This is a genomic window from Streptosporangium sp. NPDC053982 (assembly GCF_055585205.1).
The window spans coordinates 143,114-169,710 of the sequence record NZ_JBVJKQ010000015.1 but is presented as its reverse complement, the minus strand read 5'-3'; the positions used below and the strand labels follow the sequence as shown (position 1 = coordinate 169,710).

General features: G+C 73.1%; 24 protein-coding genes and 1 tRNA gene. 12 read left to right on the top strand and 13 right to left on the bottom strand.

The window, feature by feature from the left end:
• Positions 1 to 96: 96 nt before the first annotated feature.
• From ACZ6W9_RS27265 to ACZ6W9_RS27245, 5 genes are all read left to right on the top strand, one after another.
• On the top strand, positions 97 to 1,413 hold the full coding sequence (locus tag ACZ6W9_RS27265) for an NAD(P)/FAD-dependent oxidoreductase (protein WP_389956892.1): 1,317 nt from the start codon (positions 97 to 99) through the stop codon (positions 1,411 to 1,413).
• A gap of 169 nt (positions 1,414 to 1,582) precedes the next feature.
• Positions 1,583 to 1,655: transfer RNA gene (locus ACZ6W9_RS27260), tRNA-Leu, on the top strand.
• Between the two features lie 263 nt (positions 1,656 to 1,918).
• Positions 1,919 to 2,701, top strand: a complete 783-nt coding sequence (locus ACZ6W9_RS27255; RefSeq protein ID WP_389956889.1) for a Bax inhibitor-1/YccA family protein — start codon at positions 1,919 to 1,921, stop codon at positions 2,699 to 2,701.
• Between the two features lie 287 nt (positions 2,702 to 2,988).
• Positions 2,989 to 3,216, top strand: coding sequence for a DUF4287 domain-containing protein (locus tag ACZ6W9_RS27250; RefSeq protein ID WP_179826446.1), 228 nt, complete (start codon positions 2,989 to 2,991; stop codon positions 3,214 to 3,216).
• A 68-nt stretch (positions 3,217 to 3,284) separates the two neighbouring features.
• On the top strand, positions 3,285 to 3,695 hold the full coding sequence (locus tag ACZ6W9_RS27245; protein ID WP_389956886.1) for a PPOX class F420-dependent oxidoreductase: 411 nt from the start codon (positions 3,285 to 3,287) through the stop codon (positions 3,693 to 3,695).
• Positions 3,696 to 3,749: 54 nt separating this feature from the next.
• Here ACZ6W9_RS27245 and ACZ6W9_RS27240 read toward each other — a convergent pair whose 3' ends face one another.
• The 3 genes from ACZ6W9_RS27240 to ACZ6W9_RS27230 all read right to left on the bottom strand — a co-directional run bounded on the left by ACZ6W9_RS27240 (position 3,750) and on the right by ACZ6W9_RS27230 (position 7,617).
• Positions 3,750 to 4,970 (bottom strand): acetyl-CoA C-acetyltransferase, encoded by a 1,221-nt coding sequence (locus ACZ6W9_RS27240; protein ID WP_362931098.1) that lies wholly within the window; start codon positions 4,968 to 4,970, stop codon positions 3,750 to 3,752.
• A 252-nt stretch (positions 4,971 to 5,222) separates the two neighbouring features.
• A complete protein-coding gene (locus tag ACZ6W9_RS27235; RefSeq protein ID WP_470120309.1) occupies positions 5,223 to 6,593 on the bottom strand; it encodes an outer membrane protein assembly factor BamB family protein in 1,371 nt (456 codons plus the stop codon).
• A 52-nt stretch (positions 6,594 to 6,645) separates the two neighbouring features.
• Positions 6,646 to 7,617, bottom strand: a complete 972-nt coding sequence (locus tag ACZ6W9_RS27230; protein ID WP_389957933.1) for an SGNH/GDSL hydrolase family protein — start codon at positions 7,615 to 7,617, stop codon at positions 6,646 to 6,648.
• Positions 7,618 to 7,757: 140 nt separating this feature from the next.
• On the opposite strand from ACZ6W9_RS27230, the gene ACZ6W9_RS27225 reads away from it, so the two are divergent.
• Positions 7,758 to 9,128, top strand: coding sequence for a cystathionine beta-synthase (locus ACZ6W9_RS27225; protein ID WP_389957930.1), 1,371 nt, complete (start codon positions 7,758 to 7,760; stop codon positions 9,126 to 9,128).
• 34 nt (positions 9,129 to 9,162) lie between these two features.
• Here the strand turns inward: ACZ6W9_RS27225 and ACZ6W9_RS27220 are convergent, their stop codons facing one another.
• Positions 9,163 to 10,422 (bottom strand): sensor histidine kinase, encoded by a 1,260-nt coding sequence (locus tag ACZ6W9_RS27220; protein WP_389956877.1) that lies wholly within the window; start codon positions 10,420 to 10,422, stop codon positions 9,163 to 9,165.
• A gap of 136 nt (positions 10,423 to 10,558) precedes the next feature.
• On the opposite strand from ACZ6W9_RS27220, the gene ACZ6W9_RS27215 reads away from it, so the two are divergent.
• The gene (locus ACZ6W9_RS27215; RefSeq protein ID WP_389956874.1) at positions 10,559 to 10,822 is read left to right on the top strand and encodes a hypothetical protein; all 264 of its coding nucleotides are present in this window, start codon (positions 10,559 to 10,561) and stop codon (positions 10,820 to 10,822) included.
• Between the two features lie 191 nt (positions 10,823 to 11,013).
• Positions 11,014 to 12,153, top strand: coding sequence for a cystathionine gamma-synthase (locus ACZ6W9_RS27210; RefSeq protein WP_362931107.1), 1,140 nt, complete (start codon positions 11,014 to 11,016; stop codon positions 12,151 to 12,153).
• Positions 12,154 to 12,343: 190 nt separating this feature from the next.
• Here the strand turns inward: ACZ6W9_RS27210 and ACZ6W9_RS27205 are convergent, their stop codons facing one another.
• On the bottom strand, positions 12,344 to 12,814 hold the full coding sequence (locus ACZ6W9_RS27205) for a hypothetical protein (RefSeq protein ID WP_389956869.1): 471 nt from the start codon (positions 12,812 to 12,814) through the stop codon (positions 12,344 to 12,346).
• Positions 12,815 to 13,221: 407 nt separating this feature from the next.
• Here ACZ6W9_RS27205 and ACZ6W9_RS27200 point away from each other — a divergent pair, with 407 nt between their 5' ends.
• On the top strand, positions 13,222 to 13,644 hold the full coding sequence (locus ACZ6W9_RS27200; RefSeq protein ID WP_362931111.1) for a DUF6292 family protein: 423 nt from the start codon (positions 13,222 to 13,224) through the stop codon (positions 13,642 to 13,644).
• A 10-nt stretch (positions 13,645 to 13,654) separates the two neighbouring features.
• Here ACZ6W9_RS27200 and ACZ6W9_RS27195 read toward each other — a convergent pair whose 3' ends face one another.
• Positions 13,655 to 15,610: a vWA domain-containing protein gene (locus tag ACZ6W9_RS27195; RefSeq protein WP_470120305.1), complete on the bottom strand. Its 1,956-nt coding sequence runs from the start codon at positions 15,608 to 15,610 to the stop codon at positions 13,655 to 13,657.
• Between the two features lie 143 nt (positions 15,611 to 15,753).
• Positions 15,754 to 17,151 carry a sigma 54-interacting transcriptional regulator gene (locus tag ACZ6W9_RS27190; RefSeq protein ID WP_389956862.1) on the bottom strand — a complete coding sequence of 466 codons (1,398 nt, stop codon included), beginning with the start codon at positions 17,149 to 17,151 and terminating at the stop codon, positions 15,754 to 15,756.
• Positions 17,152 to 17,302: 151 nt separating this feature from the next.
• Between ACZ6W9_RS27190 and ACZ6W9_RS27185 the strand changes: the two genes are divergently transcribed.
• From ACZ6W9_RS27185 to ACZ6W9_RS27175, 3 genes are all read left to right on the top strand, one after another.
• Complete coding sequence (locus tag ACZ6W9_RS27185; RefSeq protein ID WP_362931117.1) at positions 17,303 to 18,493, top strand: FIST signal transduction protein; 1,191 nt, start codon at positions 17,303 to 17,305, stop codon at positions 18,491 to 18,493.
• A gap of 9 nt (positions 18,494 to 18,502) precedes the next feature.
• Positions 18,503 to 19,624 (top strand): ROK family protein, encoded by a 1,122-nt coding sequence (locus tag ACZ6W9_RS27180; RefSeq protein ID WP_470120302.1) that lies wholly within the window; start codon positions 18,503 to 18,505, stop codon positions 19,622 to 19,624.
• A 104-nt stretch (positions 19,625 to 19,728) separates the two neighbouring features.
• Complete coding sequence (locus ACZ6W9_RS27175) at positions 19,729 to 20,361, top strand: LysE family translocator (protein WP_389956856.1); 633 nt, start codon at positions 19,729 to 19,731, stop codon at positions 20,359 to 20,361.
• Positions 20,362 to 20,383: 22 nt separating this feature from the next.
• Here ACZ6W9_RS27175 and ACZ6W9_RS27170 read toward each other — a convergent pair whose 3' ends face one another.
• The 6 genes from ACZ6W9_RS27170 to ACZ6W9_RS27145 all read right to left on the bottom strand — a co-directional run bounded on the left by ACZ6W9_RS27170 (position 20,384) and on the right by ACZ6W9_RS27145 (position 26,525).
• Positions 20,384 to 21,565 carry an ABC transporter permease gene (locus tag ACZ6W9_RS27170; protein ID WP_389956853.1) on the bottom strand — a complete coding sequence of 394 codons (1,182 nt, stop codon included), beginning with the start codon at positions 21,563 to 21,565 and terminating at the stop codon, positions 20,384 to 20,386.
• Positions 21,566 to 21,611: 46 nt separating this feature from the next.
• Positions 21,612 to 22,331: an ABC transporter ATP-binding protein gene (locus tag ACZ6W9_RS27165; protein WP_389956850.1), complete on the bottom strand. Its 720-nt coding sequence runs from the start codon at positions 22,329 to 22,331 to the stop codon at positions 21,612 to 21,614.
• Positions 22,324 to 24,096 (bottom strand): peptidoglycan-binding protein, encoded by a 1,773-nt coding sequence (locus ACZ6W9_RS27160; RefSeq protein WP_389956847.1) that lies wholly within the window; start codon positions 24,094 to 24,096, stop codon positions 22,324 to 22,326. The genes ACZ6W9_RS27165 and ACZ6W9_RS27160 overlap by 8 nt, the downstream gene beginning before the upstream one ends.
• A 139-nt stretch (positions 24,097 to 24,235) precedes the next feature.
• Entirely contained in the window at positions 24,236 to 25,111 is an 876-nt protein-coding gene (locus ACZ6W9_RS27155; protein ID WP_389956845.1) for a hypothetical protein, read from the bottom strand.
• Between the two features lie 146 nt (positions 25,112 to 25,257).
• Positions 25,258 to 26,190, bottom strand: a complete 933-nt coding sequence (locus ACZ6W9_RS27150; protein WP_470120299.1) for a hypothetical protein — start codon at positions 26,188 to 26,190, stop codon at positions 25,258 to 25,260.
• Entirely contained in the window at positions 26,187 to 26,525 is a 339-nt protein-coding gene (locus ACZ6W9_RS27145; RefSeq protein ID WP_389956838.1) for a PadR family transcriptional regulator, read from the bottom strand. Before ACZ6W9_RS27145 ends, ACZ6W9_RS27150 begins: the two co-directional genes overlap by 4 nt.
• Between the last annotated feature and the right edge of the window lie 72 nt (positions 26,526 to 26,597).

Below are 26,597 nucleotides of genomic sequence, written 5' to 3'. Positions count from 1 at the left end.
TCCTCAAGTTTTGCTCCGCCCGCAGTGGCATCATCCCACGAATCGACGTAAGCTTGTGAAAGCTTTCACAAAGCCAAGGATAAGGATGGCGCCGAAGTGAACCGCAACTCCAAGCACATCGTGGTCGTCGGTGGGGGCTACGTCGGCCTCTACACCGTGCTGCGCCTGCAGCACACGCTCCGCAAGGAACTGCGCGACGGCAGCGTGCGGATCACCGTCCTCACCCCCGAGTCGTACATGACCTACCAGCCGTTCCTCCCCGAGGCCGCCGCCGGGAACATCTCGCCCCGCCACGTGGTGGTCCCGCTCCGCCGCGTCCTGAACAGGGCGACGATCCTCAACGGCAAGGTCACCAAGATCGACCACGCCTCCAAGAAGGTCACTTTCGCGCCGAACGTCGGCACCGGGCACGAGATCGGCTACGACATCATCGTCATGGCCGCCGGCTCGATCTCCCGCACGCTCCCCATCCCCGGCCTCGCCGACGCCGCCATCGGCTTCAAGACGATCGGCGAGGCGACCGCGCTGCGCAACCGCGTCCTCGGCCTCCTCGACCGGGCCGAGTCCGACGACGACGAGGAGCTGCGCCGCCGGGCGCTGACGTTCGTCGTGGTCGGCGGCGGCTTCGCGGGCGTCGAAGCACTGGCCGAACTGGAGGACATGTCGCTGGACGCGGTGCGCTACTACCGCAACATCACCCGCGACGACCTCCGCTGGGTCCTGGTCGAGGCGACCGACCGCATCCTTCCCGAGGTCGGCCCCGAGATGGGCAGGTGGACCGCCGAGCAGCTCCGCGAGCGCGGCATCGAGGTCAAGCTCGGCACCCGCCTGGAGTCCTGCGTCGGCGGCCACGTCAAGCTCTCCGACGGCGACGAGTTCGAGTCGGCCACCATCGTCTGGACCGCGGGCGTCAAGCCCAGCCCGGTCGCGAACGCCGGAGACCTGCCGCTGGACGAGCGCGGCCGGATCAAGACCACCACCCGCCTGACGGTGGCCGGCGTCCAGGACGCCTACTCCGCCGGCGACGTGGCGGGCGTTCCCGACGTGACCAATCCCGGCCAGTACTGCGCGCCCAACGCCCAGCACGCCGTACGGCAGGCCAAGGTCCTCGCCGACAACATCACCCGTCAGCTCCACGGGCGGCAGCTCGTCGACTACCGGCACAAGTACGTCGGCTCGGTCGCCGGCCTCGGTCTGCACAAGGGCGTGGCCAACGTCTACGGGCTCAAGCTCCGCGGGCTGCCCGCCTGGTTCATGCACCGGACGTACCACATGTCGCGGATCCCCACCTTCAACCGCAAGGTCCGCGTGGTGGCCGACTGGACCCTGGCGCTGTTCTTCAAGCGGGAGACCGTCTCACTCGGGGAGATCCACGAGCCCCGCACCGAGTTCCGTCAGGCCGCGACGACCTGATCGCCGAGGCCCGGACCGCCCCCGCGCGGCGTGCCGGACCACGCGACCCGAACCCCCGGCAGGCCCTGTCCCGCCGGGGGTTCTATCGCATACATCGATCATGGTTTGTGTGACGCCTGATACAAAGCTGTGCTCCTCGGATGAGTGGTCCGTTACGTATGATTGCGGCGTCCCCGTAGCCCAACGGCAGAGGCAAACCCCTTAAAAGGGTTGTAGTGAGGGTTCGAGTCCCTCCGGGGGCACTTGCCGATCTTGCCCGCTGCCGTCCCCGGGGCTCCCTGACCGGCCGAGAGGCCACCGGCCCGCCGTCCGGAGATCCGGCGGGGAGGACGGGAACCGCACGGACGACCCGTGCGTTGAGATCTACGGCGGTAGCCGTACGGCCTGCCCGGCGGCGAACGCCGGTCCCGCGCCCGCGGGGCCGGTCCAACGGAGATCAACGTGACACGGCCGGGTGACGGCCGGTCCGATCACTCATCGTGCAGGTCGCAGCGTGGAGGCAGCGATGGAGAGCAGGAACCCGGTATTCCGGCAGGCGAACGCGCAACAGCGAGGCTGGAGCGCGCCGACGCCGACCCCTGACCAGCTTCAGGGGATGTACGACAGGCCGTCGTACGCACCGCCCGCCCAGCGGGCCATGACGATCGACGACGTGGTCGTGCGCGGGTTCATCACGCTCGGCACGCTGGTCGTCTCCGCCGCGGCGGCCTGGGCCCTGAACCTCGGCACCGCCGCCATGCTGATCGGCATGATCGTCGGTCTGGTGCTCGCCCTGATCGTCTCGTTCAAGCAGAGCACCAACCCCGTGCTGATCCTCGGCTACGCCGTCGGCTACGGCGTGGCCGTCGGCGTGGCGAGCCACCTCTACAACGACCTGTACAACGGCATCGTCCTGCAGGCGGTGCTCGGCACTGCCCTGGCCTTCGGCGGCACCCTCGCGGTGTACGCGCTGCGGATCGTCCGGGTGACGCCGAAGTTCACCAAGTTCGTCGTGGCCGCGGGCCTGGCGCTGATGGGCCTCATGCTCGTCAACTGGATCGCCGGTTACTTCATCGCGGGCGGCCTCGGGCTGCGCACCGGTGACGGCCTGATGTCCTACGCCTTCAGCGTCGCCGCCATCCTGATCGGCTGCTTCTTCCTGCTGCTCGACTTCAACTCGGTGGAGGAGGGCGTGCGGGCCGGCGTCCCCGAGCGGTACTCCTGGCTGATGGCCTTCGGCCTGACGGTCACCCTGGTCTGGCTCTACCTGGAGATCCTGCGCCTGATCAGCTACTTCTCAAGGGACTAGCGCCGCGCCGCCGTCCGCCCGAACCCCCGCCGGAGCCCCTCCGGCGGGGGTTCGCGCTTCCCGGGGCCGGGATTCCGGCGGGGATCCACGCCTCCCGGGGACTCTCCCGAACGAGGGTTCTTTCCTGCCGGGAAGGGTGATTCTCCTTACGAAGGCTGGGCATGACGGTGAATGACGAGCGAGCAGTGGATGACGAAACGCGGCGGGGCCTTTGCCTGTGAGGGCTTGCCATCCGATGGATCGTGATGCACTGTCGAGCAAAGGAAGCCCTATTCCTGGAGGTGTCCATGTCGTTGAACCACTCACCGGAGACGCAGAGCAAGCTGATCGCAAGGGTCCCTGACATCACGGGACGCGCACTCCCAGAGTGGTTCCAGGCCATCGACAACGGCCCGTCCTTCCTCCGTTGCGACGAGCGGGCCAACTGGCTCGCAACAGAGCACGGGCTGACCCACGGCTACGCCGCCGCCATCGTCCACGAGCACGAGCGTCACCGCCGCAGCCGTTACCTGTAGGCCGTCTACCCCAAGCCCGTACCCCGCCCGGGGGTGCGGGCTTGTGCGTGTCCCCGCATGATGGGGGCATGGATCTTGACAGCGCACGCGACTTCATCCGCGACAACCACCGGGCCGTCATGCTCACCCGGCACGCCGACGGCCGCCCGCAGATGTCCCCGGTCATCGTGGGCCTCGACACCGACGGCCGGGCCGTCGTCAGCAGCCGGGAGACCGCGGCGAAGGTCCGCAACGCCCGCAGGGACCCGAACGTCGCGCTCTGCGTGACGACCGACGCCTTCTTCGGCCCGTGGATCCAGATCGAGGGGACCGCGGAGATCGTCTCGCTGCCCGAGGCGATGGAGCACCTCATCTCCTACTACCGCGAGATCTCCGGCGAGCACCCCGACTGGGACGACTACCGGACGGCCATGGAACGCGAGCGCCGGGTCGTCATGCGGATCGACCTCACCCGCGCCGGGCCGGACGTGCACGGCTGAGCAGCCGGCTCCGTACGGCCCGGCTCACGCCTTCACGGCCTCGTCGGCCGGAGGTCAGCTGAGGCGCTCCAGGACCATGGCCATGCCCTGGCCGCCGCCCACGCACATGGTCTCCAGGCCGATCGAGCGGTCGTGGAACCGCAGGCTGTTGATCAGCGTGGAGGTGATCCGGGCGCCGGTCATGCCGAACGGGTGGCCCACCGCGATGGCGCCGCCGTTGACGTTGAGCCGGTCGAGGTCGATGCCGAGCTCCTGGTAGGACGGGATGACCTGTGCCGCGAACGCCTCGTTGATCTCGACGAGGTCGACGTCGCCGATGGACATGCCCGCCCGCGCCAGGGCCTGCCGGGACGCCTCGACCGGCCCGAGACCCATGATCTCCGGGGACAGGCCGGTGACGCCGGTGGAGACGACCCGGGCCAGGGGGGTGATGCCCAGCTCGGCGGCCTTGGTGTCGCTCATCACGATCACCGCGGCGGCGCCGTCGTTCAGCGGGCAGCAGTTGCCCGCGGTGACCGTGCCGTCGGGGCGGAAGACCGGCTTGAGCTGCGAGACCGCCTCGTAGGTGGTGCCCGCCCTGGGGCCGTCGTCCTTGCTGACCACGGTCCCGTCGGGCAGCGTCACCGGGGTGATGTCGGTCTCCCAGAAGCCGTTGGCGATGGCCTTCTCGGCGAGGTTCTGCGAGCGGACGCCGAACTCGTCCTGCTCCTGGCGGGACACGCCCCGCAGCGCGGCGACGTTCTCGGCGGTCTGGCCCATCGCGATGTAGACGTCGGGCAGCGCGTCGTCCTCACGCGGGTCGTGCCAGACGCCGCCCCCGCCCTCGGCGGCCCGCGCCGTACGGGCCTTGGCCTCGTCGAACAGGGGGTTCGCCGTGTCGGGCAGCGAGTCGGAGTTGCCCTTGGCGAAGCGGGAGACGCACTCCACGCCCGCGGAGACGAACACGTCGCCCTCGCCCGCCCTGATGGCGTGCAGAGCCATCCGGGTGGTCTGCAGCGAGGACGAGCAGTAGCGGGTGATCGTGGTGCCGGGCACGCCGTCCAGTCCGAGGAGGGTGGCGACCACCCGGCCCATGTTGTACCCCTGCTCGCCGCCGGGCAGTCCGCAGCCGAGCATCAGGTCGTCGATGGCGGCCGGGTCGAGCTGCGGCACCTTCGCCAGCGCGGCCCTGATGATCTGCGCGGTCAGGTCGTCGGGACGGATGTCCTTGAGGGACCCCTTGAAGGCGCGGCCGATCGGCGAGCGTGCGGTCGCGACGATGACTGCCTCGGGCATGTGGCTCTCCTGGGTTCGTGTGCCTCTCCTCCTGCGGAGGTTACCGCGCGGTAGCCCGAATGCCACGCCCCGGGGCCGCAGAAAACAGAACTTTGTACGGCAGGCGAGCCGCCGGGGCGCGGAACCGGCCGGCCGTACGCACCGGGGACGGCGCCGGACGGCTCGGTCGTCCGTTCCGGAGCCGGGCCGCCGGTCGCACACACCGGAGGCCCGGCCGTACGTGACGGCGGCTCAGCCGTACATGCCGGGGGCTCAGCCGTACATGCCGGGGGCGGTGCCCGTGCCGTCCTCGACGCCGTGCAGGCCGCCCTTCTCGTCACGCCAGATCCGCCAGCCACCCTGGCTGCCGGTGAACCACGCGGGCGGCGCGCCCGGCCCCCGCGGCGTGACCTTCTCGCCCCTGGCGAGATCGAACTCGCACAGCGATGCCACCGAGTAGAAGCCGGGGACCTGGTTCCGCAACGCGAGCGGCTTGGGATCGGTGACGCAGAAGGACCAGCCGCGCCGCCCGGTGATCTCGCCGGGACGGCCGGTGGCGAGGTCGAAGACCGTGCCCGCCTTGCCGTGCTTGAGGAAGCCGAGCGTGTCCATCCGCTCGGGGAAGGCGAGCCACCAGCCGGAGCCGGGGATCCGGTCGGACGGGATCTGGCCGAGGACCCGGCCGCTCTCGGCGTCGAGCCGGGCGAACCCGCCGTACCGGCCCTGCTCGTCGACGGGGCGGACCACCGGCGCGAAACCGGGGCTGCCGCTGGGGTAGACCCGCACCACCGAGGGACGGATCCAGTTGACCGTGCCGTCGGCGATCCTCACGGAGAAGAACCCGAAGGCGGAGAGCTTCTTCGTCGAGGGGACGGTGTACGGCGCGACGTAACCGACGAGGTTGCCGGAGGTCGCCCCGAACGACCAGCCGCCGGAGAGGTCCACCCCCGCGCCGAGCGGTTGCTCCACCGGCAGCTTCCAGACGAGCTTCCCGGTCCGCAGGTCACGCGACTCCAGGACGGGGTGCCGGGCCAGGCGCAGCACCACGGCGCGGGAGGCGTCGGACCACTCCACCTCGGCGATCCCGGGCAGCTTCCACAGCACCTTGCCGGTGGCAGGGTCGAGCACGACCATCCGGGCCGTCTCCAGGGCGGTGTTCTCCGGGACGCACACCAGCGTCCCGCACCGCTGCGGCCCGAACGTGGAGTTCAGCGGGCGGGTCCACCGCCGCGCGCCGGTGCGGGCGTCGCGGGCGACGAGCAGGGCGTTCCACCGGCCGCGCCGGAACGGATCGACGGTCACCGCGACGGTCTGCCCGCCGCCGGTATCGACGAGCGCCGGGGCCGGGACGCCCATCCCCGGCAGCCGGCCCGCCATGGTCGCCGGCTGGGCCCACAGCTTCCGGCCCGACGCGAGGTCGAAGGCGACCGTCTCCAGCGTGCCGCCGGGCAGCAAGGAGGTCGTCGCGGCGACGCCCCCGGCGGAGACGGTACGGCTGACCGCGTTCACCCCGGGGTTGTGCCAGGTGGGGTAGGCGGGGGTGGCCGCTTCGCTGCCGGAGCAGCCGGACAGGGCGCAACCGGACAGGGCCAGGGCTCCGGCGAGCGCCAGGATCGGTTTCGCGGGGGGCCGGATGGCGGGCATTCCACTCCAATGCGTCGAGGCGTGACGGCTTCGACGCGGAGGGTGACCGGAATCAGGCGTCGCGAGGCTGGACCCAGGGACGCCGGCGGAGCATCGTCACCCATCGTCCGTGGGGTCCGGTGGCCCGGCCGGCGACGCGGGTCGCGGAGACCTCGGCGCCGGGCTCCTCCGCGGCCATGGCCGCCGCGAGGTAGATCGACTCGCTGCGCCGCGGCCGCGGCTCGGGCCACAGTCCCAGCGCATTGCCTACAGACGGTAGCACCGCGTAAGCGACCTGTAGGTAGCCTTGGGCAGATGGGTGGTACCGATCGGGCCCGAACATCTCATCCGGGTTCGTGTCGAACTCCGCGCCGAGCATGTCGGCGAAGGCGACCGTCCGCCCGCCGGCCTCGACCACCGCGACCGTCTGCGCGGCGGCGAGCTGGCGGCTCCACCGCCGGGTCACCCAGCGCAGCGGCTGGGCGATCGGCCGGACCGTGCCGAGGTCCGGGCAGGTGCCCACGACCACCTCGGCCCCGGCCTCCCGCAGCCGCCGCACCGCCTTCTGCAGGTGCCGTACGGCCTTCGCGGGCGGCGTCTGCGTGGTGACGTCGTTGGCGCCGACGAAGATGACCGCGACGTCGGGCAGCGCCCGCAGCGCCCGGTCCACCTGGTCGCCCAGATCGACGGAGGCCGCCCCCGACCTCCCCACCACGGTCAGCCGGACCGGCCGCTCGGCGACGCCCGCCAGACCGGAGGCGATCAGCACCGCCGGGGTGTCCGCGGGGTCGGTGGTGCCGAGCCCCACCGAGGTGGAGTCGCCGAGCATCACCATGCGGATCGGCTCGCCGTCGAAGTCGCCGTAGATCCCGTCGGACGGCGGGCCCTCCATGCCGTGCGGCCGGCCGACGAGGCGCCGGGCCACGGCCGCCTCGGTGAACAGCAGCCCGTAGGTGGCCGCGCCGAGCACGGTCAGCCCCCCTCCGCCCACGGCGGCGGCGGCCGCGATGCGCCGCGCGGCCCGTGCGGCTCCCGGTGTCCACATCACGTGGCGTTGCTCCCTCGATACGACACGACGGTAGCGTTGGCCTTGTAAGCAGCCGGCCGAGCCCCGACCACCCATGGGGACCACGGCGTTCCGCACAACAGCTGACAAAGCTATGGTATTTCGAGGTGATCTTCACCGTGCGCGTATACGACTCGCTCGTCGAACTGATGGGCAACACGCCGCTCGTCCGGCTGAACAAGGTGACGGCGGGGGTCCAGGCCCAGGTGCTCGCCAAGGTCGAGTATTTCAACCCGGGCGGTTCGGTCAAGGACCGGATCGCGGTGCGGATGATCGACGCCGCCGAGAAGTCGGGCGAGCTGCGCCCCGGCGGCACCATCGTGGAGCCCACCTCGGGCAACACGGGCGTCGGCCTGGCCATCGTGGCCCAGCAGCGCGGCTACAAATGCCTGTTCGTCGTGCCGGACAAGGTCGCCCAGGACAAGATCTCGGTGCTCCGCGCCTACGGCGCCGAGGTCGTGGTCTGCCCGACGGCGGTCTCGCCCGACCACCCGAACTCCTACTACTCGGTCTCCGACCGCCTGGCCAGGGAGACCCCGGGCGCCTGGAAGCCCGACCAGTACTCCAACGTCAACAACCCCGAGAGCCACTACCACTCCACCGGCCCGGAGATCTGGGAGCAGACCGAGGGGCGGATCACCCACTTCGTGGCGGGCGTCGGCACCGGCGGCACGATCAGCGGCACCGGCCGCTACCTCAAGGAGGTCTCCGGCGGCCGCGTGAAGATCATCGGCGCCGACCCGGAGGGCTCCGTCTACTCCGGCGGCACCGGCCGGCCGTACCTGGTGGAGGGCGTCGGCGAGGACATCTGGCCGGCCACCTACGACACCACGATCTGCGACGAGATCATCGCGGTCTCCGACAAGGACTCCTTCGGCATGACCCGCCGTCTGGCCCGCGAGGAGGCGCTGCTGGTCGGCGGCTCCTGCGGGATGGCGACGGTCGCCGCGCTGCGCGTCGCCCAGCAGGCCGGCCCGGACGACGTGGTCGTCGTACTGCTGCCCGACGGCGGCCGGGGCTACCTCTCGAAGATCTTCAACGACGACTGGATGGAAGACTACGGTTTCCTGACCACCTCCAGTGAGGAGGGCCTGGTCAAGGACGTGCTGACCCGTAAGGGCTCCGGCATGCCGGAGTTCGTGCACACCCACCCGCACGAGTCGGTGGACACCGCCATCTCGATCATGCGCGAGTACGGCGTGTCGCAGCTCCCCGTGATGAAGGAGGAGCCGCCGGTCATGGCCGCAGAGGTGGTCGGCTCGATCCTGGAGCGCGACCTGCTCGACGCCCTCTACCGGGGCAAGGTCTCGCCGAACGACCCGCTGGCCGCCCACATGTCGCAGCCGCTGCCGATGATCGGCGCGGGTGAGCCCGTCTCCATCGCGGTCGAGGCGCTGGAGAAGGCCGACGCGGCGGTCGTGCTCGACGACGGCAAGCCGGTCGGCCTGCTCACCCGCCACGACCTGCTGGCCTTCCTCGCCAACCACTGATCCAGGCGTCTTCCGTGGCCTCTCTCCCGGCGGGTCAGCCGGGGGAGGAGGCCGGTCGTGCCAGCGGGCACTCCGCCGTCACCTCCCAGGCGCCCTCGGGGGTGGGGCCCGCGGTCAGCCGGCCGCCCAGCGCCTCGACGCGCTCGGCCATGCCCACGAGGCCGAACCCGCCGCCCAGCCGGGAGAACCGGCCGTCGGACGCCGAGCCGTAGTTGCGGACGCGCAGCACCACGATCCCGGGCGTCCCCCGGAGGCCGGGGCCGTCCGGCCGGCCGTCACGCGGGCCGGGCGGGCTCTCCGCGCCGCCCGCGCCGTACGGTCCGGCGGGGACGCCGGTCAGTCTCAGGTTCGCCTCCACCCAGCCCGCGTCCGGGGCGTGGCGGCGGACGTTGGTCAGCGACTCCTGCAGCACCCGGTGAAGGGTCGTCAGCACCTCCGGGGGGAGGGTGCCGTCGTCGATGCCCTGGCCGATGTCGAAGGCGACCGTGGGGCCGCCGGCGGAGAACCGCTCGACCAGCAGCCGCAGGTCCCGCAGGGTGCTGCCCGGGGAGCGGGCCGCCTCGTCCTCGGCGCGCAGCACGCTGACCAGGCGGCGCATCGAGGTCAGCGCGTCGGCCCCGGCGCCGGCGATCGCGTCGAGGGCGGGGACCACGGCGTCGGGTTTCTGCTCGGCGACGACGCGGGCGGCCTGCGCCTGCACGACGATCCCGGTGATGTGGTGGGCGACCAGGTCGTGCAGTTCCCTGGCCAGTTCCAGCCGCTCGGACCGCCGTACCGCGGACACCGCCTCCCGGCGGCGTTCCAGCTGGAAACGGAGGTAGGCGCCCGCCCCGGCCGCGAACGCCCAGGGCACGAAGAGGGAGAACGCGGTGGCCACGATCTGCGGGGCCGACCGCAGGCGCCAGGCCGAGAACTCCAGCACGACCATCGCCGCCAGGGAGAACAGCGCCGCGCGCCGGACCGGCTCGATCGAGCGCAGCGCGCTGACGGTGAGGATCAGCAGCGCCCCGATCTCGGCGAACCCCGGCCTGCCGTCACCGCCGGTGACCAGGATGATCAGGGTGACGCCGGACGACAGCGCCAGGAAGGCGCGGAGGCCGCTCACCCGGCGGGTGCGCCGCCACAGTACGGCGAGGAGGCCGGCCGCGCCGCACAGCAGGTTGGGCCAGACCGGCCAGGTGTGGAGGCCCACCGCCAGCGCGACGTCGATCAGGAACAGCAGCGTCAGCCAGCCGATCAGCGCGATCTCGCTGAGCCGCCTGATCCAGTGAACGACGCGATGTGACTCACCCACGCTCACCGAGCCTAGGCCCCGGGTCGGTATGGCAGATCGGCCGTTCGGCCGACCGGCGTCCGGCGGGACCGGTCCTTCAGCGGAGGCGCGGGGGCGGGGCGGCGGGCGATGCTCGATGTGTCGAAGGGGAGGAACCATGACCGTCATCGGGATCGTGCTGCTGGCCATCGGGTTCGCGGTCGGGCTCTGCCTGGCCATGGCGGATCCGGTCCTGTTGTCGCGCGCCGCCGCCCAGGGCAGGGAGGCGGCCGGGCGCGGGAAGACCGGGAAGGGCGCCGGTGCGCCGCCGAAGGACGGCGGGACCCCGGAGAGGGCCGCCGGGGGCGCGGAGGAGGCGGACGGCGAGCTCATCCGGCTGCCGCGGACGGGCGCCGGGGGGCACCGGGCCAGGGCGGCCTGAGCCGGAGGGTCCGGTGGCCCGGAACGGCGGGCGCCGGGGACCGTGGTGGCTCGGGGCGGCCCGCGGCGGCCCGGAACGGCGGGCGCCGCAGACCCCGACGACTCGGGGCGGTCTGCACGGGTGGGGCGGCGGGTGGCGGAACGGGACCGTGCGGGACGGGCCGCCCGTCTCTTCCGAGTAGCGTTGGCCCCATGAGTGAAGGATTCGAAACACTGGCGATCCACGCAGGCCAGGAGCCCGACCCGGTCACCGGGGCGGTCGTCCCGCCGATCTACGCCGTCTCCACCTACAAGCAGGACGGCGTCGGGGGCCTGCGCTCCGGATATGAGTACAGCCGGTCGGCCAACCCGACCAGGACCGCCCTGGAGGAGGCCGTCGCGGCCATCGAGGGCGGCGCGAGGGGCCTGGCGTTCGCGTCCGGCCTGGCGGCCGAGGACGCCGTGCTGCGCGCCCTGTGCCGGCCGGGTGACCACGTCATCATCCCGAACGACGCCTACGGCGGCACCTACCGGCTCTTCGCCAAGGTGCACGAGCCCTGGTCGCTCCACTACGACCCGGTGCCGCTCGGCGACCTGGACGCGGTGGCGTCCGCCATGACCACGAAGACGAAGATCGTCTGGGTCGAGACGCCGACCAACCCGCTGCTGAGCGTCTTCGACATCGAGGCGCTGGCCCACCTCGCGCACGAGAACGGCGCGCTGCTGGTGGTGGACAACACCTTCGCCTCGCCGTACCTTCAGCAGCCGCTGTCGCTGGGCGCGGACATCGTGGTGCACTCCACCACCAAGTACGTGGGCGGTCACTCCGACGTGGTCGGCGGGGCGCTCGTCGCGCGCGACGCCGAGGTGGGCGAGAAGCTCGCCTACCACCAGAACGCCATGGGCGCGGTGGCCGGTCCGTTCGACGCGTGGCTGACCCTGCGGGGCATCAAGACGCTGGCGGTTCGGATGGAGCGCCACTGCGACAACGCCGAACGGGTCGTGGACCTGCTGCTGGCCCACCCGAAGGTGTCGTCGGTGCTCTACCCGGGCCTGCCCGAGCATCCCGGCCACGAGGTGGCCGCCAAGCAGATGAGGCGCTTCGGCGGCATGGTCTCCTTCCGGGTCGCCGGCGGCGAGGCCGAGGCGGTCGAGATCTGCAACCGGACGAAGCTGTTCACCCTCGGCGAGTCGCTCGGCGGGGTGGAGTCACTGGTCGAGCACCCGGGCCGGATGACCCACGCCTCGGCGGTGGGCTCGCCGCTGGAGGTGCCCTCCGACCTCGTCCGGCTGTCGGTCGGCATCGAGACGATCGACGACCTGCTCGCCGACCTGACGCGGGCGCTGGGCTGACGGTCTGACGGGCGGGACCGGCCGTACGGCCCGGCGCGTACGGCGCGGCCGGGCCGGACGCGCGGACGCGCCGGACCGCGACCGCTCCGGACGGACCGCGACCGCTCCGGACGGGCCGCATCACCGGGCCGCACCGCCGGGCAGGGTCCGTGCGGAGTCCCGCCGCGGGCGGCCGGGCCGGAGCGGCCGGTCAGGACGGATTGCCCCAGACCATCAGCACCAGGATGACGAGCCAGATCACGCCGATCACGCCGGAGAGCGCGGCGACCCGTCCGACCTGGACCTTCGCGTCGCCCTTGCGGCCCTCGGCGGTCCCGCCGTCCTTGCCGTCCTTGACGTCCTTGCCGTGATCGCCGGAGAGGATCCGCAGGGCGACGCCCTGGTCGCGGACCACCAGGGCGAGGAGCGCCAGGGCGACGATGAACAGCGTCATCGAGACCGAAAGGTACGGCCTGCCGAGATACTCGCGGCCCAGCAGCGCGCCGAACAGGAACACCCCCAGGGCCGCGATGCCGTATATGCGGGTGGTCCGGTGCAGGTAACGCAGGACGTTGACGTCTCCGGCGCGGATGAACCTCGGGGTGGACATGGTGGCGGCGGTGAGCGGCCCCAGCGCGAAGATCGCGAAGCCGATGTGGAGCCAGAGCAGCAGGTCTGTCATGCGCCAGACACTAACCCGCGGTGATCCCGCCCGCATACGGCTCGCTCGGGCCTTACCCACACTTCCGTCGCCGATGATCGTTCTCGGAACGTGGCCCGACGCGGGCCGGGCCGCCGGGGCCGGTTTCCGGGGAGGACCCGGGCGGAAACCCGCCGGCGAACCGCCCGGGTTTCCGGGCGGTGAGCGGTTTCCGGGCGGTGAGCAGGGGCCAGGCGGGCGGCGGAGGGCCGGTTCCGGCATCACGCGAGGGTAGATCTTCGCATTTCGCCACTGAGCACTCCGTCGGGGTGAGTAGGATCACAGGCGAACTCGTTCCCGTGTGTGAGGTCCCAGACGGCTCCGGCCGTGGCCGTTCCGGGCGGGTGGTGAGAACCGATCGTGGACGACGGCACAAGGGAGTGCCCCCAGTGGGTGTGAGACATGTCGAGCCGTACACCGAGGAGTGGCGGCGTCAGCCGGCCTTCTACGTGAGCCGCGTCGCCGAGGCGCTGGGCGCCGAGGTCGCCGACTGGTGGGAGGGGCCGTGCGATCCGCGTGCCGCCACGATCCTGCTGACCGGCGGTGAGGCGCTGGTGTGGGACGAGGAGAGCGGCTGGCGGCGGGGCCGCTACGTCTCCGGCGACCGTGAGACCTGCACGGCCCTGGCCGACGCCCGCTATCTCGGCGGCGGTCTGCTGCTCCGCCCGGAGCGGGTGCCCGAGGCCGTGGCGGACGCGCGGGCCGGGGTGGGCAACAGCACGGCCTGGCGGCCCTGCTACCGCTCCTACCGCCACTACCGCGACGGCTTCGACCTGGCGCTCGACTCCTACCCGGCCTACGTCGGCGCCTGAGCCCGGCGGGTCAGCGGGACCGGCGGGTCCGCAGGAAGTCGCTGACGACGTACTCCCCGAGGCGGTCGGCCTCGAAGGAGAAGACCCGGCCGCCGTTGCGGCGGGCCACCTCGTTCACGAAGTCCCGCAGCCGCTCGTCGTCGGCGAGCATGAAGACGTTGAGCGTCGCCCGGCGGCGCGTCATCTTGTCCACCTCGGCGAGCGTCAGCTCCAGCGTCTCGTTCGTGGGCGGCCACTCGAAGGCCGCCGAGCCGTTGCGCCGCAGGTGGGCGGTGGGCTCGCCGTCGGTGACCACGAGCACGACCGGCTCGAAGTCGGGGTGGCGGTCCAGGTGACGTCCCGCGATCAGCAGGGCGTGGTGCAGGTTGGTGCCCTGGACCATGTCCCACTCCAGCCCGGCCAGCTCGTCGGGCGCGAGGACCCGGGCGTAGTTGGAGAAGCCGATGATCTGCACCGAGTCCTGCGGGAACTTCGAGCTGACCAGTGCCTGCAGGGCCAGCGCGGTCTGCTTGGCCGCCGCCCACGTGCCGCGCAGGGCCATCGAGTAGGAGAGGTCCACCAGCAGGCAGACGGCCGCGGCCGTGCGCCGCTCGGTCTCGGCGACCTCGAAGTCGTCGACCGACAAGGTCACCGCTCCGCCGCCCCCGCCCCCGCCGCCGCGCCGTACGGAGTTGACGACGGTGCGGACCACGTCGATGGGCTGCTCGTCGCCGAACCGCCACGGCCGGGAGGAACCGGTCAGTTCCCCGGCCGAGCCGGCGTCGGTCTGGTCGTGGTCGCCGCGGCGTCCGGCGTCGAGGGAGGCGAAGACGCGGCGCAGGGCGGTCTCGCCCAGGCGGCGGACGGCCTTGGGGGTCAGCTCCAGCTTGCCGCGCTGGCGGCGGAGGTAGCCCTGCTGCTCCAGCTCGCGCTCGACCTGCCTGAGCGCCTCCAGGTCGTCGACCGCGGAGCGGCCCAGGGCGCGGCGGACCGCGGCCTCGTCGATGTCGTCGAGGCGGGCGCCCGGGTAGTCCTGGCGCAGTGCCGCCTCCAGCTGGGTCAGGTCGGCGAGCTCGTCCAGGGCGGTGACCGCGTCGCCCATCCCCATCGGCTCCTCGCCGGACAACCGCTCGGGGGTGTTCCAGGCGAGGTCGGGGCGGCGGTTGTAGAGGGACTCGCCCAGGCGGCGCATCTCCTCGTCCAGGCCGGCCTGCTCCAGCGTCTGGTTCATCAGGTCGGCCAGTTCCTCGCGCTGCTCCGGGGTGAGCGAGGCCAGGAGGCGCTGGGTGGCGGCGGCCCGCCGGGCGAGGATGTCGACCAGCTCCTCCAGGTTGCGCGGCGCCTCCGGGAACATGTCCCCATATTTCGACATGAAGCCGTCGAAGTCGGCTTGGGTGTGCTCGCCCCGGGAGTCCCGGTCGAGCATGTCGTTCAGCTCCGACATCATCCGCCGGACCCGCTCCATCGCCTCGGGATCGGGACTGGCCAGCGCCTGCTTCATGCCGCGGAACTGGCTGTCGAGCACCTCCCTGCGCAGCAGGTCGCGCAGCTCCTCGAAGGTCCGCCGCGCCTCCTGCGACCGCCACCGGTAGTCCGTCAGCTCCCGGATCGCGCCCGCGGTGTCCTCCGGCAGCCCGTCCAGCTCGGCCTCGCGCAGCCGGGCCTCATCGGACGGGTCGGGGAACAGCGCGGCCCGCTCCTGTTCGAGGGCCCGGTCCAGCAGGGCGCGGGCCCGCTCCAGCGTCCCGTCGAGGCGGCCGCGCTCACGCAGCTCGCGCCGGCGACGCCGTACCTCGCGGAGCAGGTCGTCCAGCCCCCGCCGGTCCCGCGCGCCGGGCAGGCCCTCCCGTAGCAGGTCGCGCAGCGCGTGGGCGGGGTTGGAGCCGGACAGCACCGAGTCGCCCATCCGGTCCAGCGCCGAACGCACGTCGTACGGCGGGGCCAGCGGGTCCGGGCCGTCCCGGTACTCGCCATAGCGGTAGGACATGGTGCCCCTTCCCGATGCGATGGGCCCGATGGGCCGGCGGCTCCTGCCGGAGGGCCGGAGGGCCGCCGGTGTTCCCGCGGTTCCACCGGTTCTCCTACGGTGTCCCCGCGAGGTCCCCGCGAGGTCCCCGCGGGGCGGGTGGATCAGGTGCGGTAGACCGCCCCGCCGTCCGTCTCGTCCTTGGACAGCCGGCGCAGGAGGTAGAGGCCCTCCAGGGCGAACTCCAGCGCCGCCGCGGCGTGCCCCGGGGACTCGTCGCCGATGCCGAGCCGTTCCATGATCTTCGCCAGTCCGGTCACCGGGCCGATCCTGCCCAGCAGCTCCGAGGCCGGGACCAGCGGCCCGGACTCGACCTGGACGCCCTGGGAGAACTTCTCCAGCAGCGCGCTGAGGTCCATGCCGCCCAGGGTGCCGCGGAACGTCTCGGCCACCGCCCGGCGCAGCAGGTGGGCCAGCACCTCGGTCTCCCGGCCCTCCTCGCTGACCTCGAACTCCACCTTGCCGCGCAGCGTGTGCACGATGCCCGGCAGGTCGGCCACCCGGGCCACCGCGCGCTCCTCACCGGTCAGCGCGGCCCGCCGTACGGCCGAGGCCGCGGCGGTCTCGGCGGCGGCGATGGAGAAGCGGGCCGACACGCCCGACCGCGAGTCCACCGCGGTGGACTCGCGGACCAGCCGGGTGAAGCGCGCGATCGTCTCGACCAGGTGGTCGGGCAGGTCCGCGCCGACGTGGCCGAGGTCGGCCTCCTGCCGGATGAGGGAGAGCTCGGTCTCGATCGACAGCGGGTAGTGGGTGCGGATCTCCGCGCCGAAGCGGTCCTTCAGCGGGGTGATGATCCGGCCGCGGTTGGTGTAGTCCTCGGGGTTGGCGCTGGCGATCAGCAGGAGGTCCAGCGGCAGCCGCAGGTTGTAGCCGCGCACCTGGATGTCGCGCTCCTCCAGCACGTTGAGCAGTGCCACCTGGATGCGCTCGGCGAGGTCGGGCAGCTCGTTGACGGAGAAGACCCCCCGGTTGCTCCGCGGCACCAGGCCGTAGTGGACGGTCTCCGGATCGCCGAGCGTGCGCCCCTCGGCGATCTTGATGGGGTCGACGTCGCCGATCAGGTCGCCCACGGAGGTGTCGGGCGTGGCGAGCTTCTCGCCGTAGCGCTCGTCCCGGTGCCGCCAGGAGACCGGAAGCTCCTCGCCCAGCTCACCGGCCAGGCGGCGGCAGCGCACGCAGGAGGGCGCGTAGGGGTGGTCGTTGATCTCGCAGCCGTCCACCACCGGCGTCCACTCGTCGAGCAGGCCGGTGACGGTGCGGATCAGCCGGGTCTTGCCCTGGCCGCGCTCGCCCAGCAGGACCAGGTCGTGCCCGGCGAGCAGGGCCCGCTCCAGCTGGGGCAGGACGGTGTCGTCGAATCCCACGATGCCGGGGAACCGCGGCTCCCCCGATCTGAGCCGGGCCAGGAGGTTCTCGCGGATCTCGGCCTTGGTGGTCCGGTGGATATGGCCGCTCGCGCGAAGCTCGCGCAGAGTTCGTGGCTCTGGAGTGTGAGGCACGCAACGAGCCTACGTCGCCCGCTCCGGAACCGGCACTCTTATCCCGGTTTCGGATCTTCGCCATTGTTGGCCGCCGGTGGGCGTGCCTGGTCCATCAGTGGGGAGAATCGCTCCAGGACAAGATTTCGGGCAAGAAGGAGAGGCGAGGCGCGTGGCGCTGTTGACGAGCCGTTTCGCCGATGGTCTCGCCGTCGGATCCGACCTGGTCGGGGCGACCGAGAACGCGGTCCGCCAGGCCCTGGGCGGCCTCAGCGGATCACCCGACCTGCTCTGCTTCTTCATCTGCGGCGACGACCCCGACGAGGTCGCCCGCGCGGGGCTGCGGGCGATGCGGATGGCCGAGGGCGCCGCGGTGATCGGATGCAGCGCCACGGGGGTGATCGGCGACGGTCAGGGCGTGGAGACCACGCCGTCGGTGAGCGCCTGGGCCGCGACCCTCGACGGGGCGCGGCTGACGACCTTCGCCCTGGACACGCTGCGCACCGACGACCGCTTCGTCGTGGTCGGCCTGCCGGAGAACACCCCGGACGACCACGCGGCCATCCTGCTCGCCGACCCCTACAGCTTCCCCACCGACGGCTTCGTCGAGCGCTCCCACGAGGTGCTGGGCGCCCTCCCGCTGGTCGGCGGCATGGCCAACGCGACCGGGGGCCGCGGGGCGGTGCGGCTGTTCGCCGACGGGCAGGTCTACACCGAGGGCGCCGTCGGGGTGCTGCTCGGCGGCTCGCTCAGCGTCAGCACCCTGGTCAGCCAGGGGTGCAGGCCGATCGGCCCCACGATGGCCGTCACCGCCGTCGAGGAGAACCTCCTGCTGGAGCTCGCCGGCCAGCCCGCCCTCGCCCGGCTGGAGGAGATCGTCAGCGCGCTGGACGAGGACGACCGGGAGCTGGTCGCCTCCGGGCTGCAGATCGGCGTCGCCATGGACGAGTACGCCGAGCGGCACGAGCGCGGCGACTTCCTGATCCGGGGCGTGCTCGGCATCGACCCCGAGCGGGAGGCGGTGGCCATCGGCGACGTCGTCGAGGTCGGCCGTACCGTGCGCTTCCAGGTGCGCGACGCCGCCACCGCCGACGAGGACCTCTACGAGCTGCTCGACGCCCACCGGGAGGAGTTCGGCGACGTGGACGGCGCGCTGCTGTTCTCCTGCAACGGCCGGGGCTCGGCCATGTTCGGCAGCTCCGACCACGACGCCGCCGCGGTCCGCGACACCCTCGGCCCGGTCAGCGTGGCCGGGTTCTTCGCGGCGGGGGAGGTCGGCCCGGTGGCCGGGCAGAACCACGTGCACGGGTTCACCGCGTCCGTCCTGGTCTTCTCCTCCCGGCCGTCCGCGGAGGGGCCGTAGGATCGGCGGATGCCCCAGTCGGTGCTCGCCGTGGACGTCGGGGGGACGAAGTTCGCCGTCGCCCTCGTGGACCACACCGGAAACGTCCAGGAGGCCCGCCGGGTCGCGACGCCGCCCGGCGGTGACGCGGCGGCCCTGTGGGAGACGCTCGTCGGCCTCGTCGGCTCCGTGCTGCGTGCGGCGGGCTGCGACGACCGCGGCAGCGGCGCGGTCACCGGGGTCGGGGTGGGCTGCGGCGGCCCGATGACCTGGCCCGAGGGCGAGGTCTCGCCGCTGAACATGCCCGGCTGGCGCGGCTTCCCGCTGCGGGCCCGGCTCGCCGCGCGGTTCCCCGGGGTCCCCGTGCGCGTCCACAACGACGCGGTCTGCCTGGCCGCCGCCGAGCACTGGTACGGCGCGGGCCGGGGCAGCGCCAACATGCTCGGCATGGTCGTCTCCACGGGCGTGGGCGGCGGGCTGATCCTCGGTGGCCGGCTGATCGACGGCGGCAGCGGCAACGCCGGGCACATCGGGCACGTCGTGGTCGACCCGGACGGGCCCGAGTGCCGGTGCGGCGGCCGGGGCTGCCTGGAGGCGATCGCCCGCGGCCCGGGGCTGGCGGCCTGGGCGGTCGAGCAGGGCTGGGTCCCGGGCGCCGCCTCCCGATCCGGGCGGCCCGGACGGGCCGGCACAGGGCCGGCCGCTCCGCCGTACGGCGAGACGACCGGCGGGGGCGCTCCGCCGTACGGCGAGACGGCCACGGCACCGGACACCGGCTCCGGCGACGCGGGGGAGCCGGGCGCCGGGCCCGGCTACGTGGAGGAGACGGCGGCCAGCGGGAGACGGCTCGCCCTGGACGCCGCGGCGGGCGACGAGATCGCCCTCGCCGCGATGGGCCGCGCGGGCCGGGCGCTGGGCGTGGCCATCGCCTCCGCGGTGAACCTCTGCGACCTCGACGTGGTCACCGTCGGCGGGGGCCTCTCCCAGGCCGGACCGCTGCTGTTCGATCCGCTGCGGGCGGCGCTGCGGGAGCACACGCGGATGGGCTTCGCCCGGCGGGTCAGGGTCGTCCCGGCCGCCCTGGGCCAGGACGCGGGCCTGGTCGGCGCCGCCGCCCTCATCCTCGCCTCCGACCGCTACTGGTCCCGCTGAACGGTCCCAGCCGACCTTGAGCCGCCCGTCCCCTGGCGTGTTACCTTTTGGGGCAGCCGGGTCCCGGCCTCCGGGGCCCGTCCCCCAGGTCCGTGGAGGCAGCCATGACGTCCATGCCGCACCTGCTCGCGTTCGGCGGTGTGGTGCTGCTCGGGGCGATGTCGCCGGGGCCCGACTTCGCCGTGGTCGTCCGGCGCTCCGCCGTCTCGGGCAGGCACCGGGGCATGGCCGCGGCGCTGGGGATCGCGGCCGGCGTGTTCGTCTGGGCGGTGGCCGCGGCGGCCGGGGTGGCGGCGCTGGTGGCCGCGTCGGCGCTCGCCTACACGATCGTCAAGATCGCGGGAGCCGTCTACCTGATCTGTCTGGGCGTCCGGATGTTCGTCGCGGCGGTACGTGGCGGAGACGCCGGGCCGGACACCCGACGGGCCGATCAGACGGGCCTCTGGACGGCGTTCCGCGAGGGCCTGCTGTGCAACGTGCTGAATCCCAAGGCCGCGGTGTTCTTCGTGGCGTTGATGCCGCAGTTCCTGCCCGACGGGGCGTCGCCGGGGGACACGCTGGCGCTGTCGGTGATCGCTCTCGTCATCACCATGGCGTGGTTCCTCGGAGTGGCCAACTTCGTCGGCGCGCTGCGCAGGGTCTTCGCCCGGCCCACGGCGCACCGGGTGATCGACGGTCTCTCCGGGACGGTCCTCGTCGCGCTGGGCATCCGCCTGGCCTTCTCCGCCCGCCCCTGACTCCCGGGATGGGAACCCCCGCTCACCGCAGGGCGTCCGCCGGTTCCATGCGGGCGGCGCGGAGGGCGGGGTAGAGGCCGGCGAGCAGGCCGACCAGGGCGCCCGCCACGGGCGCGGCCAGGGCGAGGCGGGCGTCGAGGACGGGGGTCCACCGCTGCGCGGCCGAGATGGCGACGACGGAGACCAGGCCGGCTCCGGCGCCGATCACCCCGCCGGTCATGCCGATCAGGGTGGACTCCAGGAGGAACTGGGCGGCGATGTGGCGGCGGGCGGCGCCCAGGGAGCGGCGCAGGCCGATCTCGGCGACGCGTTCCATCACGGTGACCAGGGTGACGTTGGCGATGCCGACCGCGCCGACCACCAGGGAGACCAGGCCGAGGATCAGGAAGAGGCCGTTGACGTCGTCCTGGACGCCGTCGCGGGCGCGCTTGGGGGTGGGCGGCGAGATGACCTGGAGCTCGTCGTGGTGGTTGGGGCTCAGCGCGACGGGAGCCTGGCGGGCGATCAGGTCGGCGGCCCCGAGGGAGGTGTTGACCAGCACGCGGGTGACGTTCCTCAGTCCGAGACCGGCGCCGGCCGTGGGCGGCACGATCACCGCGGTGGACAGGACCTGCTCGCGGCCCAGGCCGCCCAGGACGCCGATCACCGTGTAGGCGCGGTCCTCGATGAAGACGGCGGGGGCGCCTGTCAGGCGGGTGACGCCCAGCATCCGCGCGGCCTGGTCGCCGAGGACGACCACGCGGTCACCGCGCCGCACGTGGCCCGCGTCGAAGAAGCGGCCCTCGACCATCCGGCCGCGGGCGGCCCGCGGCAGCTCGGGGTCGCCGGCCACCACGGCGAGGGTCTGGCCGGTGACCCGGGTGGGATCGACGAGGTCGTTGGCCGTGACCCGCAGGTTGGAGCTCTCCTCGGTCTGGGCGAGGGCGGCGGCGGAGGTGACCCCGCGGAGCCGCCGCACCTCGGCGGGGGAGTCCCAGCCGACGAGGGGGCCGCTCCCGGGTTTGGCCGGCACCTCGACCGTGATCGCGGTGGCGGTCAGCTCGTCGAACCGGCCGACGATCTGGTTCCCGGCGGTGGCGGCGACACCCAGGGTGATCACCAGGGTCGTGATGCCGAGGACGGTGCCCAGCGTGGTCAGCGCGGAGCGGACCGGGCGGGCGAGCACGCCGGCCAGGGCCTCGGCCCACAGGTCGCGGATGTCCATGGTCTCCTCTCACGGGGTACGGCTCTCACGGGGTACGGCCGGGCGGTCACTCCTCGGTCAGGACGCCGTCGCCGATGCGGACGCGGCGGCCGGCGCGGGCGCTCACCTCGTCCTCGTGGGTGATCACCAGGAGGGTGAGGCCGCGGGCGTGCAGGCCGTCGAACAGGTCGAGCACCGCCTCGGTGTTGCCGCTGTCGAGGTTGCCGGTGGGCTCGTCGCACAGCAGGAGGGCGGGCTCGCCCATCAGCGCGCGGGCGATCGCCACCCGCTGCCGCTCGCCCCCGGACAGCCGTCCGGGCGGGAACTCCACCCGGTGGGACATGCCGACCAGTTCCAGCGCCTCCAGCGCCCGCCGCCGCCGGTGCCGGCGCGGGTGCCCGCCGTAGACCTCGGCGAGCATGACGTTCTCCGCGACGGTCCGGTGCGGCAGCAGGTGGAAGGACTGGTAGACGAAGCCGATCTCGCGTCCCCGCAGCCTCGTCCGCGCGGCGTCCCCGAGGACGGTCGTCTCGGTGCCGTTCAGCAGGTAGGAGCCGGAGGTGGGCCGGTCCAGCAGGCCGAGCGTGTTCAGCAGGGTGGACTTGCCCGATCCCGAGGGGCCCACGATGGCCACGTAGTCCCCCCGCCGGATCCGCAGGCGGACGTCACGGAGCGCCCGCACGGGCGGGTCCGTGGGGAACACCCGGCTGACGGCGTCCAGGACGATGACGTCGGGCATGGCATCGGACATGACGTCGGACGTGACATCGGGCATGGCGTCAGGCATCGCTCACCACCACCCGGTCGCCCTCCTTCAGCGTGCCGGGCCGTACGGGGGTCACCTCGACGTCGCCGTCGGCGGCCAGCCCGGTCCTGACCTCCACGTCGGACACCCGGTCGCCACCCCCCGGCAGGGCGACCCGGACCCTCGCGCGGCCGTCGGCGGAGGTGACGACGGCGGCGACCGGCACGGCGAGCACCGCGCCGCCGGTCGCGCCGACGGAGATCCTGGCGGTGACCGGTGTGCCGACCGCTTCCCTCAGGCCCTCGGTCCTCGTCGGGGTGAGCAGGACCGGCACGGATCCCGTCGCGTCGCCGAAGGGACTCGTCGCCTTCTTCTTCTCCCCGGCGTCACCGCCGTCCGCGCCGGTGTCCGAGGGTTCGGCGTCCTTGCCGGTGGCGGTCAGCACCGCCGGGAACGCCGCGCCGTCGGCGGTCTCCAGGGTCGCCTTCAGACCCTTGCGCAGCAGCTTGGCCTCGTCCCGGTCCACCGAGCCGGTCACCGCGAAGGACGAGCTGGTCACGGTGGCGACCTTGCCCTCGACGGCGTCCCCGGGCCGGACCGCGGCCTTGCCGAGCCGGGCGGGCAGCGTGGACAGGAAGACGATCTCCCCGGGCGGGACGCTGACGCCGTAGGACTTCAGGTACTCGGCCAGGAGCGCCTTGGCGCCCGCCACGTCCCGGCGGCCGTTGGCGACCTTCAGCCGGAGCGGGGAGAGCCGCCGGGCCTCGCGCAACGCCTGGCCGGCGGTGGCGACGGCGTCCTCGGCGACGCGCACCTCCTTGGTCAGCCCGGCGAGGCGGGTGGCCTTGCCCGCCCGGGCCTCGTCGTCGAAGGCGGCCAGCGCGTCCTGGGCGGCCCGCAGGTTCTCCCGGGCATTGGAAGCCTTGGCCTCCAGGAGCGTCTTGTCCTCCTCGGGCTTGGCGGCGGCGAGCGCCTGGCCGGCGGCCAGGACCGCCTCCTCCGCCTGCCGTACGGCCCCGGTCAGCTCGGTGAGGCGGGTGGCCTCCTCGGGGCTGATGTCGCGTGCCCTCTCCTCGGCCAGCGCGTTCCGCGCCGCCCGCAGGTCCTCGCGGGCGTTGTCCAGTTTGACCGTCAGGGGCTTGACGTCGCGCCCGGTGTCGAGGGCCGCCGTGTCGGTGAGGAGGTCCTCCTCGGCGGTCCGCACGGCCTGCCGGAGGGTCTCCAGCTCCCGGCGGGCGGCCAGGTCGGGCTCCTGCGCCCGGTAGCCGCGCGCGGCGTACCAGCGGCGTACGACGGCGGCGGTGGCGGAGTCGAAGACGCCGGTGGACGGCGCGCGGTACCCGAGGCGCCGCAGCGCCGCCTGAAGCTGCCGGACGTCGGCGCCGCCGGTGCCGGGCGCCATCGTCCGGTGCATGGGGACCTTGCCGCGCAGGGCGAACACCGGGCGGCCGTTGACCTCCAGCAGCACCGACCCCTCCTTGATCTTCCCGGGGCGGGGGGCGCGGGTGACCCGCTGGAGCCCGCCGCCGGCGGCCGCCCCGGCGGCGTCGGTTCCCCCGGCGCCACCCACCACGCCGGCGAGGGTCACCGGCAGCGGCGAGCCGTACGCCAGGGTGCCGCTGACGGCGATGGCACTGGTCAGCTTCTTCCGCGCGACGGGGGAGGTGACGAGGGACGCTTTGGGCGGCCGGCGCAGCGCGGCCTCGTCGGCGGGGGAGCGCAGCCGCGTGCCGACGGCCCAGCCGGCGCCGGCGACCAGGACGACCCCGGCCAGGATCCCGCCCAGCACGCGGCGCCTGTTCCTCACCGCCGCGGCCATCGGAGCCCTCTGAGCGCTCTGAACCCTCTGAACTCGCAGAACCCACGGAGCCGCCGGAGCCGCCGAAGCCACCGAAGCCGCCGGACCGTCGGGGGGCGGGAGCCCCGACGGCACGCGGGGAGCCGCGTCACCACTGGATCACCCCGTGGCCGAACTCGTCGTAGGCCTTCGTCATCTTGTTGCCAGCGGCGTAGGCGGGGTAGAAGTCCCGGCCGCACTCCAGGTCGTCGAGCGCCGCCTTGATCTCCCTGTCCAGGTACGGCCGGGCCTGCGCGGCCGTCAGCTTCGGCTGGTACTCGGCCCCGTCGACGGGGTCCTCGGCCTGCTCCCTGCCGAGCCGGTTCAGCTCAGCCCTCAGCTCCGCGCCGCCGGCCTCGGTGACCTTCGTGGGCCGGAGCGAGGCGACCTTGTAGCCCTTGCCCCGGAGGCACTCGCCGTACTTCCGAGCCAGCTCGATGAGCTTGGGATCGCCGTCCGTCTCGCGGTCCGCCTGCTCCAGGCGGCGGTTGAGCTGGTCGTAGTAGTCCTGCTCGCTGGTCACGGTCTTGCCGGTGAACTTCTTGATCGCAGCGTTGCGGCAGTCCACGTCCGCCTCGCCCCACGCGGCGAGCTGGGTCGCCGACAGGGAGTTCTTGATCGGCTGGTTGGCGGTGTTGTCGTAGATCTCGTACTGGGCGGCGGCCGGGTCGTCCGGGTAGACGAACTCGGCGAAGTACTTGAACCCGTACTTCTGCCGGAACCGCTTCATCGTCTCGTAGTCGCCGGCGTCGAGCTTGCGCTTCTCGTCGCTGACCCGCTTGGGCGGCGGGACGTTCATGTTGTATTTGAAGCCCTTGCGCTTCATGCAGTCGGCGCGGTCGGACTCCATCTGACGGATCCTGTTCTGCGTCGCGTCGGAGGGGGAGGGCGTGGCGGCGGCCTGCGTCGCGGCCGGTCCGCCGCAGCCGGTCAGCGCGGCCAGGGCCAGGCCGATCGCGGGCACGGCGAGGAGAACTCGTGGCATGGTGACCTCGTTTCGGCACGCGGGCGGGCCGCGGGTGCGGCGACCGCTCGCGGTGGGTGAGGGGTTCGGGAGGACCGCGGAGGCCCGCGGGAGCCCGTGGGGAAGAGCCGTCCGGAGCCTTCGAGGGCGGGGCCGGGGGGCGACGGCTAGAGGGCGGGGTGCCGCCTCGCGCGGTACGGCACGGCCGCGGCGAGCGCGGTGGCGAGGAGCACCACGGCCAGGTGGGCGAGGTCGGGCTCGGAGTGGACGCCGAGGTTCTCGGCGTAGACGGCGCAGACGGCGACGAGATGGACGCCGGCCGCCACGGCCCAGCGCGGGTCGCGCGCCACGTGGCCGGCCCGGGCCGCGAACAGCAGAAGCGCGAGCTCCAGCCCGGTCCTGACCACGTCGAGGGCGTCGCCGCCGCGGCCGAAGTCGAGTCCGGCCGGGTCGGCGCCGGCCAGCAGCGGGACCGCCGGAAGCCAGAGCCACGAGCGCCTGCCGAGCCGGCCCCGGTGGGGGGTCAGCACCAGCAGGCCCAGGAAGGTCAGCCCGTAGCCGACCATCGGAGCCACCGGCCCGCCGCCGCCGTAGAGAGCCCCGGCGTGCCAGGCGGGCGGGGCGTCGACGGGCAGCAGGGTCGGATCCAGCCAGGGGTGTCCCAGCGTGATCGCGCACACCTTCGCCGCGACGAGCGCCACGACCGGGAGGGCGAGCCGTACCCGGCCGCGCAGGACGAGCAGGAGGGCCAGCGCCGACAGGCTTGCCCAGATCGGCACCGACGCCGCGTACGGCACCAGCGTCGCGAGCTGGACGGCGCACAGCGCGGTCACCCCGAGGTGCAGGCCGTCGAGCCAGGCCGGCCGGTCCGCCGCCGCGACGATCCTGGCCCGCAGCCCGCCGGAGACCAGCGCCCGCGCCTCGCGGAGCGGGGGCAGCGCGCGTCCCGGCTCCGCCGTTTCGAGCAGGGTGGCGATGATCTCGCCGCCGTGCTCGGCGCGGTAGCGGCGGGGGTAGCACAGCAGCAGTCGCCGGTAGCGGCGCTCCAGGGAGCTCCCGCCCGCCCCCGTGGCGGCGGGCGGCTCCAGGGCCGCGGTCACGCGAACGCCGATCCGGGACGGAGCCGTCCGGTCACCACCGAAGCGGCCTGCTGCATGCGCAGCGCCTCGGCGGAGACGACGTCGTGCCCGTGGTCGGTGAGCCGGAAGTATCTCCGGGGCCTGCCCTCGACGACCTCCTCGCGGTCCACGGCGATCAGGCCGTTCGCCGCCAGCCGGTCGAGCGCGCCGTACAGCGTGCCGACCGGCAGCCGCACCCGGCTCTCGGAGAGGTCGAGCGTCCGCTTGATGATCCCGTGGCCGTGCAGCGGGCCGTCGAGCAGCGAGGCGAGGATGAAGTAGGTCGCCTCACTGACCGCTGGTGATCCTTTAGCCATGCGGGAGACCATACTTCGGTTGGCGAAGTATGGTCAACTCGGGCATCCCCCATGAGGGCGGGCGAGTCCGTC